The sequence below is a fragment of the Wolbachia endosymbiont of Zygogramma bicolorata genome (assembly GCF_051130665.1).
Taxonomy (GTDB): Bacteria; Pseudomonadota; Alphaproteobacteria; order Rickettsiales; family Anaplasmataceae; genus Wolbachia.
On record NZ_CP149530.1, the window covers coordinates 56,219 to 72,905 of the forward strand.

The 16,687-nt window shown below is 35.9% G+C and carries 8 protein-coding genes and 3 pseudogenes; 6 read left to right on the forward strand and 5 right to left on the reverse strand.

The features are described from left to right. Positions 1–93 precede the first annotated feature (93 nt). Both WKH12_RS00260 and WKH12_RS00265 read left to right on the forward strand, forming a co-directional pair. Positions 94–6,174, forward strand: a complete 6,081-nt coding sequence (locus WKH12_RS00260) for a tetratricopeptide repeat protein (protein ID WP_434732345.1) — start codon at positions 94–96, stop codon at positions 6,172–6,174. 428 nt (positions 6,175–6,602) lie between these two features. After that, complete coding sequence (locus WKH12_RS00265) at positions 6,603–7,136, forward strand: latrotoxin-related protein (RefSeq protein ID WP_434732346.1); 534 nt, start codon at positions 6,603–6,605, stop codon at positions 7,134–7,136. Positions 7,137–7,140: 4 nt separating this feature from the next. On the opposite strand, the pseudogene WKH12_RS00270 reads toward WKH12_RS00265, so the two are convergent. Further along, positions 7,141–7,737: pseudogene (locus tag WKH12_RS00270) on the reverse strand (Rpn family recombination-promoting nuclease/putative transposase); the annotation flags it as partial. A gap of 121 nt (positions 7,738–7,858) precedes the next feature. Between WKH12_RS00270 and WKH12_RS00275 the strand changes: the two are divergent. Continuing rightward, complete coding sequence (locus WKH12_RS00275; RefSeq protein WP_264735342.1) at positions 7,859–8,881, forward strand: IS110 family RNA-guided transposase; 1,023 nt, start codon at positions 7,859–7,861, stop codon at positions 8,879–8,881. Positions 8,882–9,152: 271 nt separating this feature from the next. Here the strand turns inward: WKH12_RS00275 and WKH12_RS00280 are convergent. The 3 genes and pseudogenes from WKH12_RS00280 to WKH12_RS00290 all read right to left on the reverse strand — a co-directional run. Continuing rightward, a pseudogene (locus WKH12_RS00280) lies at positions 9,153–9,311 on the reverse strand (Rpn family recombination-promoting nuclease/putative transposase); the annotation flags it as partial. After that, a complete protein-coding gene (gene ltrA, locus WKH12_RS00285) occupies positions 9,308–10,855 on the reverse strand; it encodes a group II intron reverse transcriptase/maturase (RefSeq protein WP_434732347.1) in 1,548 nt (515 codons plus the stop codon). The pseudogene WKH12_RS00280 and the gene ltrA (WKH12_RS00285), both read right to left, overlap by 4 nt. A gap of 634 nt (positions 10,856–11,489) precedes the next feature. Further along, a pseudogene (locus WKH12_RS00290) lies at positions 11,490–11,732 on the reverse strand (PD-(D/E)XK nuclease family transposase); the annotation flags it as partial. Positions 11,733–12,188: 456 nt separating this feature from the next. Between WKH12_RS00290 and ltrA (WKH12_RS00295) the strand changes: the two are divergent. Continuing rightward, positions 12,189–13,532 carry a group II intron reverse transcriptase/maturase gene (ltrA, locus tag WKH12_RS00295; RefSeq protein ID WP_434732173.1) on the forward strand — a complete coding sequence of 448 codons (1,344 nt, stop codon included), beginning with the start codon at positions 12,189–12,191 and terminating at the stop codon, positions 13,530–13,532. Between the two features lie 165 nt (positions 13,533–13,697). After that, positions 13,698–14,456, forward strand: a complete 759-nt coding sequence (locus WKH12_RS00300) for a recombinase zinc ribbon domain-containing protein (RefSeq protein WP_434732348.1) — start codon at positions 13,698–13,700, stop codon at positions 14,454–14,456. Between the two features lie 26 nt (positions 14,457–14,482). On the opposite strand, the gene ychF is transcribed toward WKH12_RS00300, so the two are convergent. After that, entirely contained in the window at positions 14,483–15,577 is a 1,095-nt protein-coding gene (gene ychF, locus WKH12_RS00305; protein WP_434732349.1) for a redox-regulated ATPase YchF, read from the reverse strand. A 118-nt stretch (positions 15,578–15,695) separates the two neighbouring features. Between ychF and WKH12_RS00310 the strand changes: the two genes are divergently transcribed. Then, positions 15,696–16,649: an OTU domain-containing protein gene (locus WKH12_RS00310; protein ID WP_434732350.1), complete on the forward strand. Its 954-nt coding sequence runs from the start codon at positions 15,696–15,698 to the stop codon at positions 16,647–16,649. Positions 16,650–16,687: the final 38 nt, after the last annotated feature.

Genomic DNA, 16,687 nt, shown 5'->3' on the forward strand with positions numbered 1-16,687 from the left:
TAAAGATATGCCTAAAATATATTGAATTATTAGTTTTTTATGGTAGGCTGCTAAATACAGTGTTTTTTTTTATTCATAGACTAAGGGGTAATTATGCTAAATACTTCAAAACCTTCCTCTTCTTTCAAGGGAGATGAAGTATCTAAGCCGGTCAAAAAAAGGCAAAAATCTTCCAAAACATCTGCTAAAGAAACTGGAAGTAAATCTACTGGTAGATGTGAACCACTAGCTACAAGTTCTGCAAAAAATGAAGTGAATGCAGAAGGAGAACGTTGGTATGAGTTATTAGAGAAAAAAATAGGTTTGGATATTAATGCGAAAAAGTGGATGAAAGAACATCCAGAGTTGGCTTACAAAAATAAGTCTGAACTACTAATAAGGCTAGCATACGAACTGTGTTTAGCTAAAAATACAGAATATGATCCAGAGAACGAAAATGAAGAACAGAATAATAAATACGCAAAGTTTGATACAAAAAGGATATTTGCATTATTTGAAGTGGCTAATGATCTGATAGAACAATCAGATCGTAAGAATTTCGTGGAATTTGTATGTCAAAAGGGTAACGTGCAGTTATTGGAAATGATTTGTAAACAAGAGGACAAAGATGTAAAAGGAAAGAGTAAGGCAAAAATGCAATACAGATGGAACGAAACTTTTACTGGTTATTCAAAACTAATAGACTTATTACAATATGTAATTGACGATCGATGTTCTCCTGAAATAGTGCTGTGTATTGCAGAAAAGATATATGGAAGAACACATGTTTTGTATAATGGAAAACAGTACCTTGATAGCAACCAAGCTAAAACCATAAAAGGACTCTTCAATTACCAAGGTTCAGTTATACAAGAGTGTTTAAAGGCAGTAATTAAATTAGGTTACAAAGATGTAGTATCAGTAATGTTAAGTGGTGATATTTATCATTGTATTCGCTTAATGAAGTGGAAAGTGTTTCAAGAGAAGCAAGAATTTTGTGAAGCCTACAATATGATAAAAGAAACAGTAGCAGATGTAATAAGTTCATGGGTGGAAGATAAACAATTTTGCAAAAGTTATGTACAAAATTTATTAGACCAAGGAATAGAGATAGATATAAAAAAAATGAGCAATGAAGATCTCGTATATCAAATAGAATATCTAGGAAAAGAGGTGATGGACAAAACCAACATTACCAAAAAAAAATTAATGGAAGAGCTAAAGAAACTAGGACAGGAAAAAGGAGAAGTAAGACTAAGATCAATTGTAGTAGGTAGTTTAATATCAACATTGTTTTTTAAGCATCAAGATGAAGCGATGAAAGGCGAGTCATTTACACTAAAAATCACAAAATGGGAGAAGAATGAAAAAGAAAACGAACTTAATGAATTAAATAAAAAGATAAATAGTGGAGAACCTATAAACGACACAGTATTAGAATTAATCAAATCATTGAACTCAAGTTCTCATTTTTTTTGTAACTGGTTCTTTAGAGAAGTGCTAGCAAAAGTTGTTAATGAGAATTTAGATACGTTACAAGCAGTTTGTACTGCTATATGTAAAGAGCCAATGCAAGAATTGCTAAAGGGTGAAGAAGTTCATGAAAATGTGATTGATGTTTTACAGTTTTTTGGTGTTGAAGTATTACCTATTCAAATCGCAAAGTCAGAAATTCCAAGTAGTTGTGCTAGTATTGCTGATCACTTTATGAAAGATATAAATGTCTATTCTGAAAAAGAAGCAAAAGGGAATTGTAGTAGTGATGAATTAGCTTTTAGTGGATTGACGAGAAAGATTATACGTGATCTCGAGCAAAAGAAGGATCTCACAGATAAAGAGGATTTAATATCTAAGGCAGTGAGTGAGATAAAAAAAGGAATCAATATTCTTGCTGATGGTACTGCGGCTAGTATAGATGCAAAAGATATATTTCTAAGCTTTGAGCTTATTAACGACAAAATAACAAAAGAGAAGCGTAAAGAAATTGTAGAACTTATATGCCAAAAGGGTAACGTGCAGTTATTGGAAATGATTTGTAAACGAGAGGAGAAAGATGCAAAAGGAGACAATAAAAAAGTAGAAAGGCAATACAGATGGAACGGAACTTTTACTGGTTATTCAAAACTAATAGACTTATTACAATATATAATTGACGATCGATGTTCTCCTGAAATAGTGCTGTGTATTGCAGAAAAAATGTATGGAAGAGCACATGTTTTTTGTAATGGAGCACAATACCTTGATAGCAACCAAGCTAAACACATGAGAGGAAACTTTAGTTACCCAGGTTCAGTTGTAAAAGAGTTTTTAAAGAAAACAATTAAATTGGGTTACAAAGATGCAGTATCAGTAATGTTAAGTGGTGATATTTATCATTGTATTCGCTTAATGAAATGGAAGGTGTTTCAAGAGAATCAAGAATTTCGTGAAGCCTACAATATGATAAAAGAAACAGTAGCAGATGTAATAAGTTCATGGGTGAAAGATAAACAATCTTGCAAAAGTTATGTACAAAATTTATTAGACCAAGAAATAGAGACAGAAATGAAGAGAATGAAGCAAGAAGATCTCGTATATCAACTAGAATGTTTAGGAAAAAAGGCAACCGACAAAGACTCCTTTACCCAAGAAAAATTAATGAAAGAGCTAAAGAAACTAGGAAAGGAAAAAGGAGAAGTAAGACTAAGACCGACCGTATTAGGTGCTTTAATATCGACGTTGTTTTTTAAGCATCAAGATAAAGTGATGAAAGGCGAGTCATTTACACTAAAAACTACATTACCGGAGAAGAGTAGAAAAGAAAAGAAACTTAATGAATTAAATCAAAAAATAAGTAGTGAAGAGCCTATAAAAGGCACAGTATTAGAATTAATCAAATCATTGAACTCAAGTTCTCATTTGTCTAATAACTGGTTCTTTAGAGAAGTATTAGCAAAAGTTGTGAATGAGAATTTAGATAAGTTAAAGGCAGTTTGTGCTGCTATATGTAAAGAGCCAATGGAAGAATTGCTAAAGGGTGAGGAAATTCATAAAAATGTAATTGATGTTTTACAGTTTTTTGGTGTTGAAAAAGATTTTTTACTAGAAAGAAGTATACTAGAAAATAGTGATGATGCATTAGTTAGAAATTCACAAGGCGTTGAAGAGACTTTAAGCAATAGATCAGAGAAGAGTATTAGTTCATCAAGTCGACAATCATCTGCTGATCATGATCCACAAAGCAGTACAGTACCTATAAGTCAAGGAGGAAAATCTATACCTTCTGCCGCATCAAAAAAGAGCTGTTCTGCATCAAATCTACCTAGTTCAAGAGTGGCAGAAAAAAATAATGAAGGTGTTATGCAAAATAATTGTGGACAAGGTGGAAATCCTTGTTATAGTATAAATGTGGGTCAGGGAACTTATTACCCAAATATACGAAATGATTTTATGGGAGGCAGAATGCATGGATCGAATCAATGGGAAGCTATATTAGCTGGTGGTTCTAAGAGGAAAATAAAGAAGTCATCTGATGATAAGTTACCAAAAATTAGTTACTTCAAAGATGCTCATTACGAAAGGTATAGAAAAGAATTACTACGTAGGATACTTGATTACAATCAATTGATTGATAGTCTTGCAATACCAGAGGAAGGTTCAGATAAAAAAATGGGTGACTTATCATTGGATAGTTCATTAGACATTTCAAGTATTTTAATGGATCAGTCAAATATTTCAATGGATCAATCTGACCTTGATGATGTTATTCAAGATTACGTTAGAGGAGTTGAGATGTTAAAAAAAGGGCAAGAAAGTGTAGGTAAGGATAAGATTTGTGAGGCGGCGAAGCAGCAACTCCCACATGCAGTGTATGCATATTCAATAATAAAGTTCAAGGAAGTTATGGAAGGTAGTACCACTAATCAGCAAGAGCTGATCAGGGAAGCTGTCAAATATATGAATAATTCAGGGAAGTATTTTTTCCCCTTGAGTAGTTTTGTACTTGGAATGATGGAGTTACACAATATAGAAACTTATGGCAGCTTGATTCAAAGTGAATCAGGAAAGTCATGGAAAATGCATTTTGCTGATGTCTTGCTGGCTACTGAAGGAACCAATTTTAGAGTTGGGATTGAAGCTTCCAAGGTCTTGAGTTGTATTGGATTAAGTAACCCGATTTTTTTTAAGCCAACTGAGTACTTAAATACAATGGGAGAAAAGAAAGCAATAAAAGAATTAGAATGGATGCTCCAGTATGTAAAATATGAGTTGGCGAGAGACATAGTATCAAATGAAAAAAATTCTCATACCGCACAATATCTGCTTCGAGAATTATCTTTAAGTGATTTTGTTGATGCGAAATTTTTGTATGCGGTTGCATTGCTCAGCAATGAACTTGAAGAAATCAAAAAGGAAAAAAAAGTTTGTGATCTTCTTGAATCTGTTAGTCTTGAGCATCAAGAAGCAAAGCTTCTCTTGGGGATATTGCCTTTTAGAAAGGGATATGAATCTGTTAAGAGTAATTATTTTGATTATTTAAGAGAGTATGTAAATGTAACATGTGATAATAAGGATTTAAAGAAAACCCGTCTCAAAGAAAAGGTATCTATTTTTGTTGCTTATGAATATATTAACCGCTACAGTCCTTATGTACCATATAACGAACAAGAGGCTAGAAATATTTTGAAGATGAATGGTTATACTTTGGAGTTGGACAAGTTAGAAAAAATAATACAAGAACGCAAAGCACTGTCTAAAAACGTATTACCTGATGTAGTAGAAACATTAAAAGGTGTCTATTCTATGTTTAAACAAGAGGATAATAGTAAGTCGTATATTCAACAATTATTACCTGTGCTAAAAGAGCTATATAAGGAATTAAAAGGTAGCAAAATAACTATTCAACAATCGGAAAGACTATCATCTATACTACAACAACTAAAGAGCGTAACCTTTCTTAAGGAGGAGGGTTTTTCTCTAATACAGCAACTATGTTATAATTTAAGAAAAGAAGTCGAAAAACAATCAAGTAGTAGTTTTAAAGAAAAAATGTTGCCACTAATAGTAGATCTAGATGAAGGAGTGTTTTTAATAATGAAAGAGCAACGCAAAGTGAATGCTGATGTACAAAAAAGACGTACTTATAGTTTCTCATCTACCAGTACTACTATTACTAGACGATATTCGACTGCTACAACAGTACCGAATAGGAGTGAAGGTGTGTCTAGCATTTTTACGTGTCCTTCAACTCCATCTTCAAAGGTAAAGAGATTGTCTTTGACACGAACAACGAGTAGTCCAGTGCTACCGTCTGTAATACGAGCTCAGAGTACGCGGCTTGATTTTGAAACTACGCTACCAGGAGATGATGATGTATTCTCAGGTTGCAAATTACCTTTCATTGTGAAGTGTATATATGATAATCTAGACGATCCTGAGTTTCTAAATGACATATTTAATTTGGCAGTAGACCATTGCGAGAAATATGAATACGATAAGGCTCTTCCCCTCTATCGTCAAGTACTTGAGAAAAGAGAAAAATGGCTAAAGTATAATAATTTCAATATTATAATGGTTCATCATAATATAGCACTGACGCTTTACGGACTAAAGAGATTTGATGAGGCTTTAGAAATTTTTAGTGAAATGCTTTGCAAGTTAGGCAGGGATAGTTATCATGCTAAAGCAATTAAGAATAACATTAAAGTGATATTAAATCAAGAGGATGAAAGATATTTCATGCAACTTGAGGAAGAACAAGAGCAAGTAAGGTCTCATTTCTCAGAGTCTGCATCAAGTCATTTTCAAAACACATCAACAGTAGATAACGATAAGGGCAGTTGTGGTTCAAGTTTGAGTTCATCATCTGGCTTCGATAGTGGTCTTTCTACTTTCTTAGATAGGCAGAGTATTAGTAAGAGAGGTAAGTCAGGTTCTAAATTGAGTAACTTATCCACTAGAACGGAACAAGAGCAAAGCTCGGGTAATTCAAAACAAAATGTTTCTGAAGTGACAAAATCGAACAAGAGTAGTATTGGAGGAGTATTATGTTGGGATGAAAGTACATCTGAATCCAGCCAATCGTTTTTGCGTAGTAGATCAGTCAGTGGTAAGCTTAGCGCTACAGGTATGTCTAGCTCTCGTCCCTCTAGTAGTCTAGATAATTTAGAAACAGAAAAGCATACAGCTTTTTCTAGAAGTATAGGAAAGAGGTAGATAAAAAAATGTACTTGCGCATTTATAGTATGTAGCTTTGACGTTGAAGGTTAAATGTGAGGCTTTTGTTATGGAGGTAGTTTGTGTAATATCATGTGTGCTTTTTATTATTATCTTGGATGATTCATTAAACTTTTAAGTAAAGAGATAAAGGGGTTTAAAGAGTTAGAGCTGAGATAAAATGTAGTTGTTTAGCTTCGTCAAGGGAAAGGCCAGTAATTTGAGATATATAACATCTGTAGGCATGCTTGCCTTGAGTAGCCACTGCTATTTTAGCTTTCATCCATCTTTTTCATGTCTGATCTTGTAGTGGTGCAAGAGTATCTTCACTAGTGAATGATTTATTTAGTTGGGTAAAAAGCCCAATAGGTAAATCCTAAATCTGAGGAGCTAAGGATTCAATCTCACAAGTTGATGTGCAAATAGATGTGAATGGTACAATAATGTTACTTGATGTGCTCATTAGAAAAGTTACAGGTCAGAAGTATATTTCTACAGCAGATCAGAACTTACCATTACTGGAAGCGCAGGGTTATGCATTAAATATTATAGAGGAATTTGAGAAAATAGTAGAGCAAGCTGCATTAAAAAGTGAGATATCAATGCACCGGTTAAATATTGATTATGTAGAAATGAAGAAAGAGGTTACTGCAAAAATCACGGGTGGTAAATTTAATGAAATTTCAGGAATTTTAAACTCATATATAGAAAAAGCATGTTCTGGAATAGAAGCAGGTAAGTTAAGTCCGAAGAAATTTGATAAGTTTATGGCTACATTTAATAACAAACTAGATGTATCGCTAAATCAATCAATACACCAAATGCTACATAATGAAAATAACGTATTAAAAATGGATAATATAAAAGAACCGCAAAGCTTAGATTTATCTGGACCTAGAACTAGGTTAGATGATGTATTAATTGTGGGCAATGCCAGAGAATTAGTTGCTGGAAGAAGGTAGTAGACTAAAAAGTTTCTTCCTTAAGTTGTGTAATGTCAGCCTGAGGAAGGCCAGTTGTCTGGGAAATAACATCAATAGAAATGCCAGCCTTAAGTAGGTTTTTTGCAACTTCGATTTTTTCTTCTTGTCTACCTTCTTGTCTACCTTTTTGAGTGGCATCATCGAGTTTTTGTTCCAAGATAGCAGCTTCTTTCTGTAAATCCATTACCCTTTCTTCATAAGCTAATAGGTCCTTCTCATTCCAATGGAACTTATCTAATTCATCATATGCTAGCTTTATTATTGGTGACTTTTCTGCTATTTTCCTTAAATCTTCATCTGTTGTTTCTTCTGCATACTTAAAGAAAAAGGACCATCTCTCAACTGTAGTTTCCAACTGCTCTACTTTGCTTTTTGTAAATTTAGGTAGTTCAATAAAGACAAATTGAAAATCTTTTAAATAGTGTCCGTTAGTCTTTATATCGCGTATATTATGAGTGGAAATATAATAAACATCTGAAGGAAAAAGAGTACTATTGGAAATAGCAATAAAGAAAACAGTTTTAAAATCAATGTAATTGCCAGACTGTCTTGAGTAGGCTTTAGCAGCATAAAGTTGGGCACATACTGTAATTGCTGTTGAATGATGGAGAGACATACTCCATTATTTTAACACGAAGTAACGAATTCAGTAGAATAAGTTCTTCAAAAACAATTTAAACTTTTACAGTAGGAGTAGTCTCATGAAATATTATAGCGGATTAGATGTCTCACTCAAAGAAACTTTCATTAGTATCGTTGATGAGAAAGGAAAGATTGTTAAAGAAGGAGTTGTTGCAAGCGAAAGCAAGGCAATAGCAGAGTACTTGCTTGAACAAGGCAAAAATTACGAAACTATAGGAGTAGAAAGTGGACAACTTTCAATATCAATGTGCAAAAAATTAAGGAGTTTTGGCTTGCCAGTAGTTTGTGTAGATGCAAGACATATGGCAGCAGCTTTGTCTGCAAGAATCAATAAAAACGATAAGAATGATGCAAGAGGTATAGCTCAAATGATGAGGGCTGGGCTATATAAAGAAGTACTAGTAAAATCGGATGAATCTTGTCAAATTAAAATAGCACTTGGAAGTAGAAGACAGTTAACATGCAGCTACCAGCAGATTGTTGGGACAATAAGAGGGTTATTAAAAATATACGGGATAAAGCTCGGTCAAGGGTCAAAATTTGAAAGCTTGTCTTTAAGAATAGAAAAAGCAATTAAAGATTTGGATGAAATAAGTAAGGCTTCAATTGGAGCGTTAGTTTGTAGTTTAGAGGCAATAGAGAAGTCATTGGAAAAACTTGACAAGATGCTCTTAGAACAAGGCAAAAAAGATGAGGATTGTAAATTATTAACTACTGCTCCAGGTGTTGGTACTATAGTAGCAATGACATATAAAGCAACAGTGGATAACCCAAATAGATTTGAAAGATCTAGTACAGTTGGAGCGTATATGGGGTTAACACCAAGACAATATGCTTCTGGAGAAATTGATCGGCATGGTAGTATATCAAAAATGGGGCCCATGGAATGTCGAAGTATGTTATATGAAGCTGCACAAGTCTTACTTACAGTTAGTAAGAAAAATTTTAAGTTGAAAAGCTGGGGGTTAAAACTTGCAAGGAAAAAAGGGATGAAGAAAGCAATTGTAGCAGTAGCAAGAAAATTGGCTGTAATTATGCACAGGATGTTGGTCAATAAAACAGAATTTTGTTATTACAATTAAGAGGAGCATAAACAATAATTTTACTCGAGGTAGTAATGCCGATGGAAGGGATAAGCAAGAAAAAACCTTGAAGCCTAGACTTCGTTGGGCACATGTTGCCGTCCACTTCCACCTAACAAGTATAGTGCGGCTTGACAAGTTTGTTGTCATATCAGACCGCGGAGAGAACCATGGAAGCACACTGCTCTTGTATGTAAAATTATTAAAGATTATGTAGGAAATATGTTATTTTGGTTTATATAAAAATTATTGTTGACTTATGTGCAATTAGAGAACGTTTTTCGAAGCCTTTATCACGAGCGAGCTGGTCAGGTAAGGAAGCAGTATTACTACTACTCCCTCCCTTAGAAACGCAGCATGCAGGTTTCCCCACACTACGCTTGAGCCCCTTATCTAAGTTCTTCTTTTCTCGAACCGGCTTGTCTTTCATAAATCCTCAGAATACATCAACTTTAGTGGTGACACTAACAGTAGAGAACCTTCTCTTGAAAAGGAGCTTGCTAACATTCTTGTTCGTTTTACTCTCTCATCAAAATACTTTTTCCATTTTAAGTCAAGGGGATTTGCATCCGCTCTGATTTTAACATGTCGTCTGATAGGTATATCAATCAGCTTTAGCAGTCTTAAATACCGTATCTCTTTTGGTTTGTTCTTGCATATGGGTGCAGCAAAAACCCATTGTCGTTGACCCATTACTTTGAAGTAACGATTCTTTATCCAACGTAATCCTTTACGAGGATGTCTTTTCTTTGCCCATTTCCATAAACTATGCCAAATTTCATTGTCGATTTTTCTAAACGCTTTTTTAGCACACACATGGTGATAGTAAATTCCCCATCCTCTCAGTAGAGAGTTGAGTGACTTAATTACTATAGCCTGAGTGTTCGCTATATTTGCTTTTATCAATGTACGTGCTTTATTCAGAAGTCTTTTAATACTTTCTTTCGAAGGTTTAATAATTAACTTCTTATTATATCTACGTACATTACAACCAAGAAAGTCAAACCCTGTTGTAATAAATGTAATCTTTGTCTTCTCTTCTGACAGAATTAAACCTCGCTCATGAAGAAAAGATGATACTAAAGGCTTAACTTCATTTTCCAGTACTTCATGTGTGAAACCTGAAATAATAAAGTCATCTGCGTACCTAATTACATTCACTCCACTTCTGATTTTTCCTCTTCTTTTGCTACCTAATTTACCAAAGCGACTTTCTAATAACTGTTCAAGACCATCTAAGGTAAAGTTAGCTAGTATTGGAGAAATTATACCTCCTTGCGGAGTGCCAGCAGTTGTGGGATACAAGGTTTTTGACTCTAGGAAACCAGCCTTTAACCAACTATGCAGAATTTTCTTCTCCATAGGAATATGCTTCATAAGCCATTCATGGTTAATGTTGTCAAAGCACCCTTTGATATCACCTTCTAGTATCCATTGTGGTCGATTGCGTCTTGCCAGTAATAAGTGACAAGCAGCAATAGCATCCGCGCAGGATCTTTTAGGTCTAAAGCCATAGGAGTGACGGTCGCTGATCGTTTCAGATACTGGCTCCAGGGCAAACAGATATAATGCTTGCATGGCTCTATCTTTTATCGTTGGTATTCCAAGAGGTCTTCTTTTGCCATTAGATTTACTGATATAAATCCGTTTTAGCGGAGAAGGTTTATATCCTCTTTGCTTTAACTGCTTTATTCCTTGAAATTTAGCATTGCAAGTTGACCATAGTTGACGATCTACACCCGCTGTGTTTTTTCCTTGGTTTTCAGTTACTCTCTTAACAGCCAAAGCTTTTCCGCTAAAAGAGCGTGTGAGAAGATGTTGTAAAGCTTTTACCTTACCCCATCTTCCTTCTTGGACAGCCTTAACAATACGTCTTTGTAGCCTTATAACAACTTTTTGGCACTTCTTCCATGGCAATTGCTTCCATGCTTCGGAGTTGTCGGTAGGTGCACTTACAGCTTTATCTGTAATCATCTGCTTTCCTCCCTTAAGTGGTTAACAAAGTTTCTTGTCACGAGGGACCAAATGGAAGTCTGCTCGTTTTCACGCGAATTAATGTTACAAATTCTATCCATTTCGTTACAAAATGGCATTCGCTTTCTCCATTCTCCTTTACCTGCACTTCCATCAGCATTCCTTGCGGTTTGCTTGCCATGTAGGCGAAAATACAGGCTTACCCTGTTTCTCCAGTCATACAACAGTGGGTTAGGTGGCTTCTCTATACCGGTGGAATTGTTATTTGCGTACATCTAGAAATGAAAAATGTAACTTATCCACATTACCTTTTGGTCAGAGCTTATCAGCATCTTTAGCTCTTTCATCGTATCGGTACTTATAAAGCTTCACTTACGTTCACCATACCACTAAGCCTAGCCCTCCAACCACATGATGCTTGCAGTTTATGCCCCTCTCACGATTGAGCATCTTCTTTTTCAAGAGGAGGTTCATTGTCCGCATCGCTTGGCACCAACCGGTTGCCCGATTCGCACTGATGCATAGACTCAGACGGCAAAACATCTGGTTTAATAAGTTTTAGAATCCTTTCAGTTTCTTTCTGAATGAATTCCTCTCCTTTTAAACAATATGACCGAAGACTTTCAGGTCGCACCATCTCGCAAATGTATTGAGCACCTGTAGAATCTCTACAGAGAACATCAACAATACTTTGCTTTTTAGCGGCGATATCAGGGTCTTGAATAGTACTTAAAAACTCTATATCCTGTATTGCATTTTTGCCAGCAAAACCCAGAATATCATTGAGGAAGTGAATGAGGATATCTTTATTCTTTTCAGTACCAAGTGCGTCCAGAGAAGGCAAGTATTGTTCAGTAGGAGATAGACCTACCAGGATAAAAGTCGGAATCCTGTAGCTTGGGTAGCAGCATGGAGGGAAACCAAAATGTTGAAGCCTACCGACAACATTATCGTAGGATAATGGCGAATTACCAGGCCGTAGCGAAAGCGAATACACAGATTGCCTCGAAAGGAATATTCTGAAGGTCGAGCCATCTTGGTACTGGCGAAGACAGAATAGACCAGACGAAAAACGAATGAAACGATAGGTCTACTTCAGCGGGGTGTTAGTAACGGCATGGCAATGAGGACATACAAAGCAACTGGAGAAGCCCTCCTCATCCCAAGGAGAAATACCTTGGAGAGGTAGGTTCTATAACTGGAAAACAGGAAGTGAACTGAAGATGAGAGGGTGGCAGATGGGTGCGTAGTAGTGAAGAAGTGAGGTAACGCTCATGGAGCAAAGGCACCCTGCTAGTAGAAATCTTTTAACAAAAGGAAGGTAAAGGTAAAAATGATAAAAATGCCAATAAAATTACAAGACCTGAGAAGAAAGATATATATCAAAGCGAAAGCAGAACCGGAATGGCGATTCTGGGGAATCTATGTTCACGTCTGTAAGATGGAGACACTGGAGGAAGCATATAAGCTAACAAAGAAGAGTAATGGGGCACCAGGAATAGATGGGATGACATTCGAATCGATAGAGGCAGAAGGCTTAGAAAAGTATCTTCAACAAATAAGACACGAACTAATAACCAAGACCTATAGCCCAAATAGGAACCGGAGGAAGGAAATACCAAAATCTGGAGGAAAATTCAGAAAGTTGAACATACCCTGCATCCGGGATAGAATAGTGCAAACAGCACTGAAGCTAATACTTGAACCGATATTCGAATCAGACTTCCAAAAAGGATCATACGGGTATAGACCTAAGCGTAATGCGCATGAAGCAGTACAAAAAGTAACGGAAGCAGCAATCAAAGGCAATACAAAAGTAATTGACGTAGATCTGAAATCCTACTTCGACAATGTGCGACATCATATTCTGATGGAAAAGATTGCCAAAAGAATAAATGACAAAGAAATCATGCGCATGATTAAGCTAATCCTCAAAACAGGAGGAAAACGAGGAATAGCACAAGGATCACCACTTTCGCCACTACTAAGCAATATATACCTAAATGAGGTAGATAAAATGTTGGAGAAAGCAAAAGAGGTGACCAAAGAAGGAAAGTACCAACGTATGGAATATGCCAGATGGGCAGACGATTTAGTGATACTGATTAGTGAACACCCGAAACGGGAATGGCTAGAAAGAGCAGTATACAGAAGGTTGGAAGAAGAATTAGCAAAACTAGAAGTGAGCGTAAATGAAGAAAAGACAAAAGTCATCAACCTAAAGAAAGGAGAAACATTTAGCTTCCTAGGGTTTGATTTTCAAGAGAATATCACAAGACAAGGAAAATGGAATGTCAGGAAAACACCGCAGATGAAAGCACGAACAAACCTGCTACGCAAGTTGAAGGAAATATTTCGGCGCTATAAATCGCAACCGATAAAAAGAGTGATACATGACATCAATCCGATATTGAGAGGGTGGGTAAACTACTTTAGGATAGGGAACTCTGGTCGAAAGTTCAATTACGTAAAACATTGGGTGGAAAAGAAGGTAAGACGCAACTTAATGCGAGCCAGGAAAGCAAAGAAAGGGTTTGGGTGGAAGAAGTGGAGTAGCGAATGGATATACAAAACGCTGGGTCTATATTCAGACTACAGAATAAGGTATTACAAACCGAAAGCATCACCAGTACAATATGTGATAAACTTTGGTAAAGAATCTGCTAGGAAAGCGTAGTGCGGGAAAACCGCATGCTGCGTTTGACGAGGCGGGAGCTGGAAACGTTAACATGGGAATTTGGATTGAGGCCTATTGTGAAAACAATGGATCAGCCACCAAACCCTAAAGTAGGCGCGCCAGTTCTCGACCCTACAAATAATCAATGATAATTTATTTAATTCAGTGCAAGCACAACTAGTTGAAAATAGACAAAGGGCAAGAGCACGGAAAAGAAAAGAAACGTTTTTGTTGCGGAGTTTAATGGTATGTCAGCGTTGTCAATATGCCTATCACGGTGCAATGCGTACTAACAATAGAAATAAGTTAATATATTACTACTACCGTTGTTCTGGCTCCAGGTTTAATGGCAACAGAGTATGTGACAACAAATCAATACGTACTGATGTACTCGATACAGTTATATGGGAAGAAGTTAAGAGTATATTAAAAGAGCCAAATAGGATTGCAAATGAATATCAACGTAGATTGTCAGAGAGCAAAAAACCTTTACATAATCAAACACGTGAAAAGCAAGAAAGTAAGCTAAAATTAAGTATCAAAAAATTTATAGATAGCTATGCCAAAGGGTTTATAAGCCAAGAAGAATTTGAGCCAAGAATTACAACAATGAAACAGCATTTGAAAGAAATTGAGGAGGAAAAAGAAAAAGTACTTGATCAAGAGAAATTACAACAAGAATTGAGCCTTGTTACAGATAGCTTGAAAAACTTTTCCTCAAGTGTTGAATCAAAGCTTGATCAAGTAGATTGGCAGACTAAACAAAATATTATTAGAATGTTAATTCATCAAATTGAAATCAACCATAACCACTTGTATATAGTATTTCGAATAAAAAGTCTTGCAAATTTTGATCAAAATAGCCATAATAGAATTATGCAATGTTGTACTAGTCGTACAGACACTGGGATCCAGAAAACTTAACTTTAAATAAGTGGCTGCATAATAAACTACACATTAAACCTAAAGTGCATTATATCACCATCTTGCACGATGTAATCTCTGCCTTCAAAGCGAATTTTTCCTGCGTCTTTGCAAGCTGATTCACTTCCATACTTTATGTAGTCTGCAAAGCTTATAGTTTCTGCTTTTATGAAGCCTTTCTCAAAATCAGTGTGGATTACACCTGCTGCCTTATCAGCTGTTGATCCTATTTTTACTGGCCATGCCCGTGCTTCTTTGGGGCCCACAGTAAAGAAAGTTATCATACTCAGCACTTCATACATAATACGCGCTACTCCATCAAGGCCTGATTCTTGTAAGCCAAATTCTGATAAAAAACTCTGTTTTTCCTCTTCACTATCAAGATTTGCAATATCTGCTTCAAGTTTTGCTGAAATGCAATAAAATTTGCTTTTATTTTCCTCCGCCATTCTCTCTACCTTTTTAGATAATTCATTGCCAGTTATAACATTTGTATCTTCAACATTGCAAACGTACATAACGGGCTTTGTTGTGAGCAATTGAAGTGACTTCATTTCGGCTTCGTCCATGTTTTCCAAACTTCTTGCAGGTTTACCGAGTTTTAAAGTAGCTAATACCTCTTGCATTAATTCAAGTTGTCTCTTTAGCTCTTTATCACCTTGTTTTGCTTTCTTTTCCAATTGAGGAAGCCTTTTTTCTATGCTATCAATATCAGCTAGGATTAATTCCATTTCCACCACTTCAGCATCTGATATTGGATCTATTTTACTGTGTACATGGCTGATATCGTCATCCGTAAAGCACCTGAGCAGATGCACGATGGCATCAACTTCTCTGATATGGCTTAAAAATTTATTGCCGAGTCCTTCACCTTTGCTTGCGCCCTTTACAAGACCTGCAATATCCACAACTTCTAATTGATTATAAATTATCTTCTCTGAACCGGCAATTGCTGCGATTTGTTTCAAACGCTGATCTTTTATCGAAATCTTGCCTATATTTGGCTCGATTGTGCAAAAAGGATAATTTGCAGCTTCGGCTGCACTTGACTCTGTAAGTGCATTAAATAAAGTTGATTTTCCTATGTTTGGTAACCCAACTATACCACAGTTAAAGCTCATATTTGCTATTTAAAGCCATAATTATTGCACAATTTAAGAATTTCTGCTATACTTAATTAGTTACTTATTGACAGTTTTGTTGGTATAGTAATATATAGCTTAAATTAAGGTAAAAATTATGGCTGAATCTAGGAAACGGAAATCATCAAGTGGTTTTCACGGTGTTGAAAGTCCGAAAAGGTTCAAGAACTCAGGGCAAGAAATAGCTTCTTTAAATAGTAATCCTCACCCTGAAAATTTTTATGTAGGGCAAGCAATTGGTAATGGAAGCTGCTTTTTTGATTCATTTAGACAAAGTTTAGAGCAGCAGAAAGAGATAAAGGTTACTGTTGAACAGCTACGGGTGGACTGCAAGGAATTTGCACAAAACAATCCGCCAGAATGGTTTGTACATTCTACTGCTAACAGTTACGATAATGATGGCCAGCGCCGTAATGAGACTGCAAGTGATTATACAGCAAATATCATGGACAACAATAGATGGGGTGATCCTGAAGTTGAAGGTAGAATACTTTGTGGAAAGTATGGTGTGAAATTGCATGTTGTAGAGAGTAACCCATTGCGTGTTGCTGACAATCAACAAGACACGTTCTTGCATCAATTAATAGACAATTCAGGTTCAAAAAATGCAGGTGAATACAATAAAGTTAATTACGACGACAGTAGTGTTTTGCATGTAATAAACAAAGGCTATGCTCATTTCGAACCATTGCTTGATATAAACAAAAGTTTAGCAAAACAACTGCAAGAGGAAACCAAACTTAAACAAGAGCAAGAACAAAAAGATTTCCTATTAGCAAAAAAACTTCAGGTAGATGAGATCTTGGAATATTGTAACGTTTCAAAGGATATCTCTGAGAGAGCAGAGGTTGAAAAGAGATTTGATGAGTTATTGGCAGAAAATGCTAATGGAAAAATTTGTGATGTTGTAGAGCAGTGCGTTAGTGATATAAAGCAGCGCATAGAGCGCTCTGAAGAGCAAAACCCTTCAAGTTTACTAAGTTCAAGATGTGGTACGGAATCGATGGCAGAACAACCATTTCATCAGCAGCAACCAATACTTGTAAAGTAAATCTTCATAGCCCTGTATATTTTTATATAGGGCTTTTG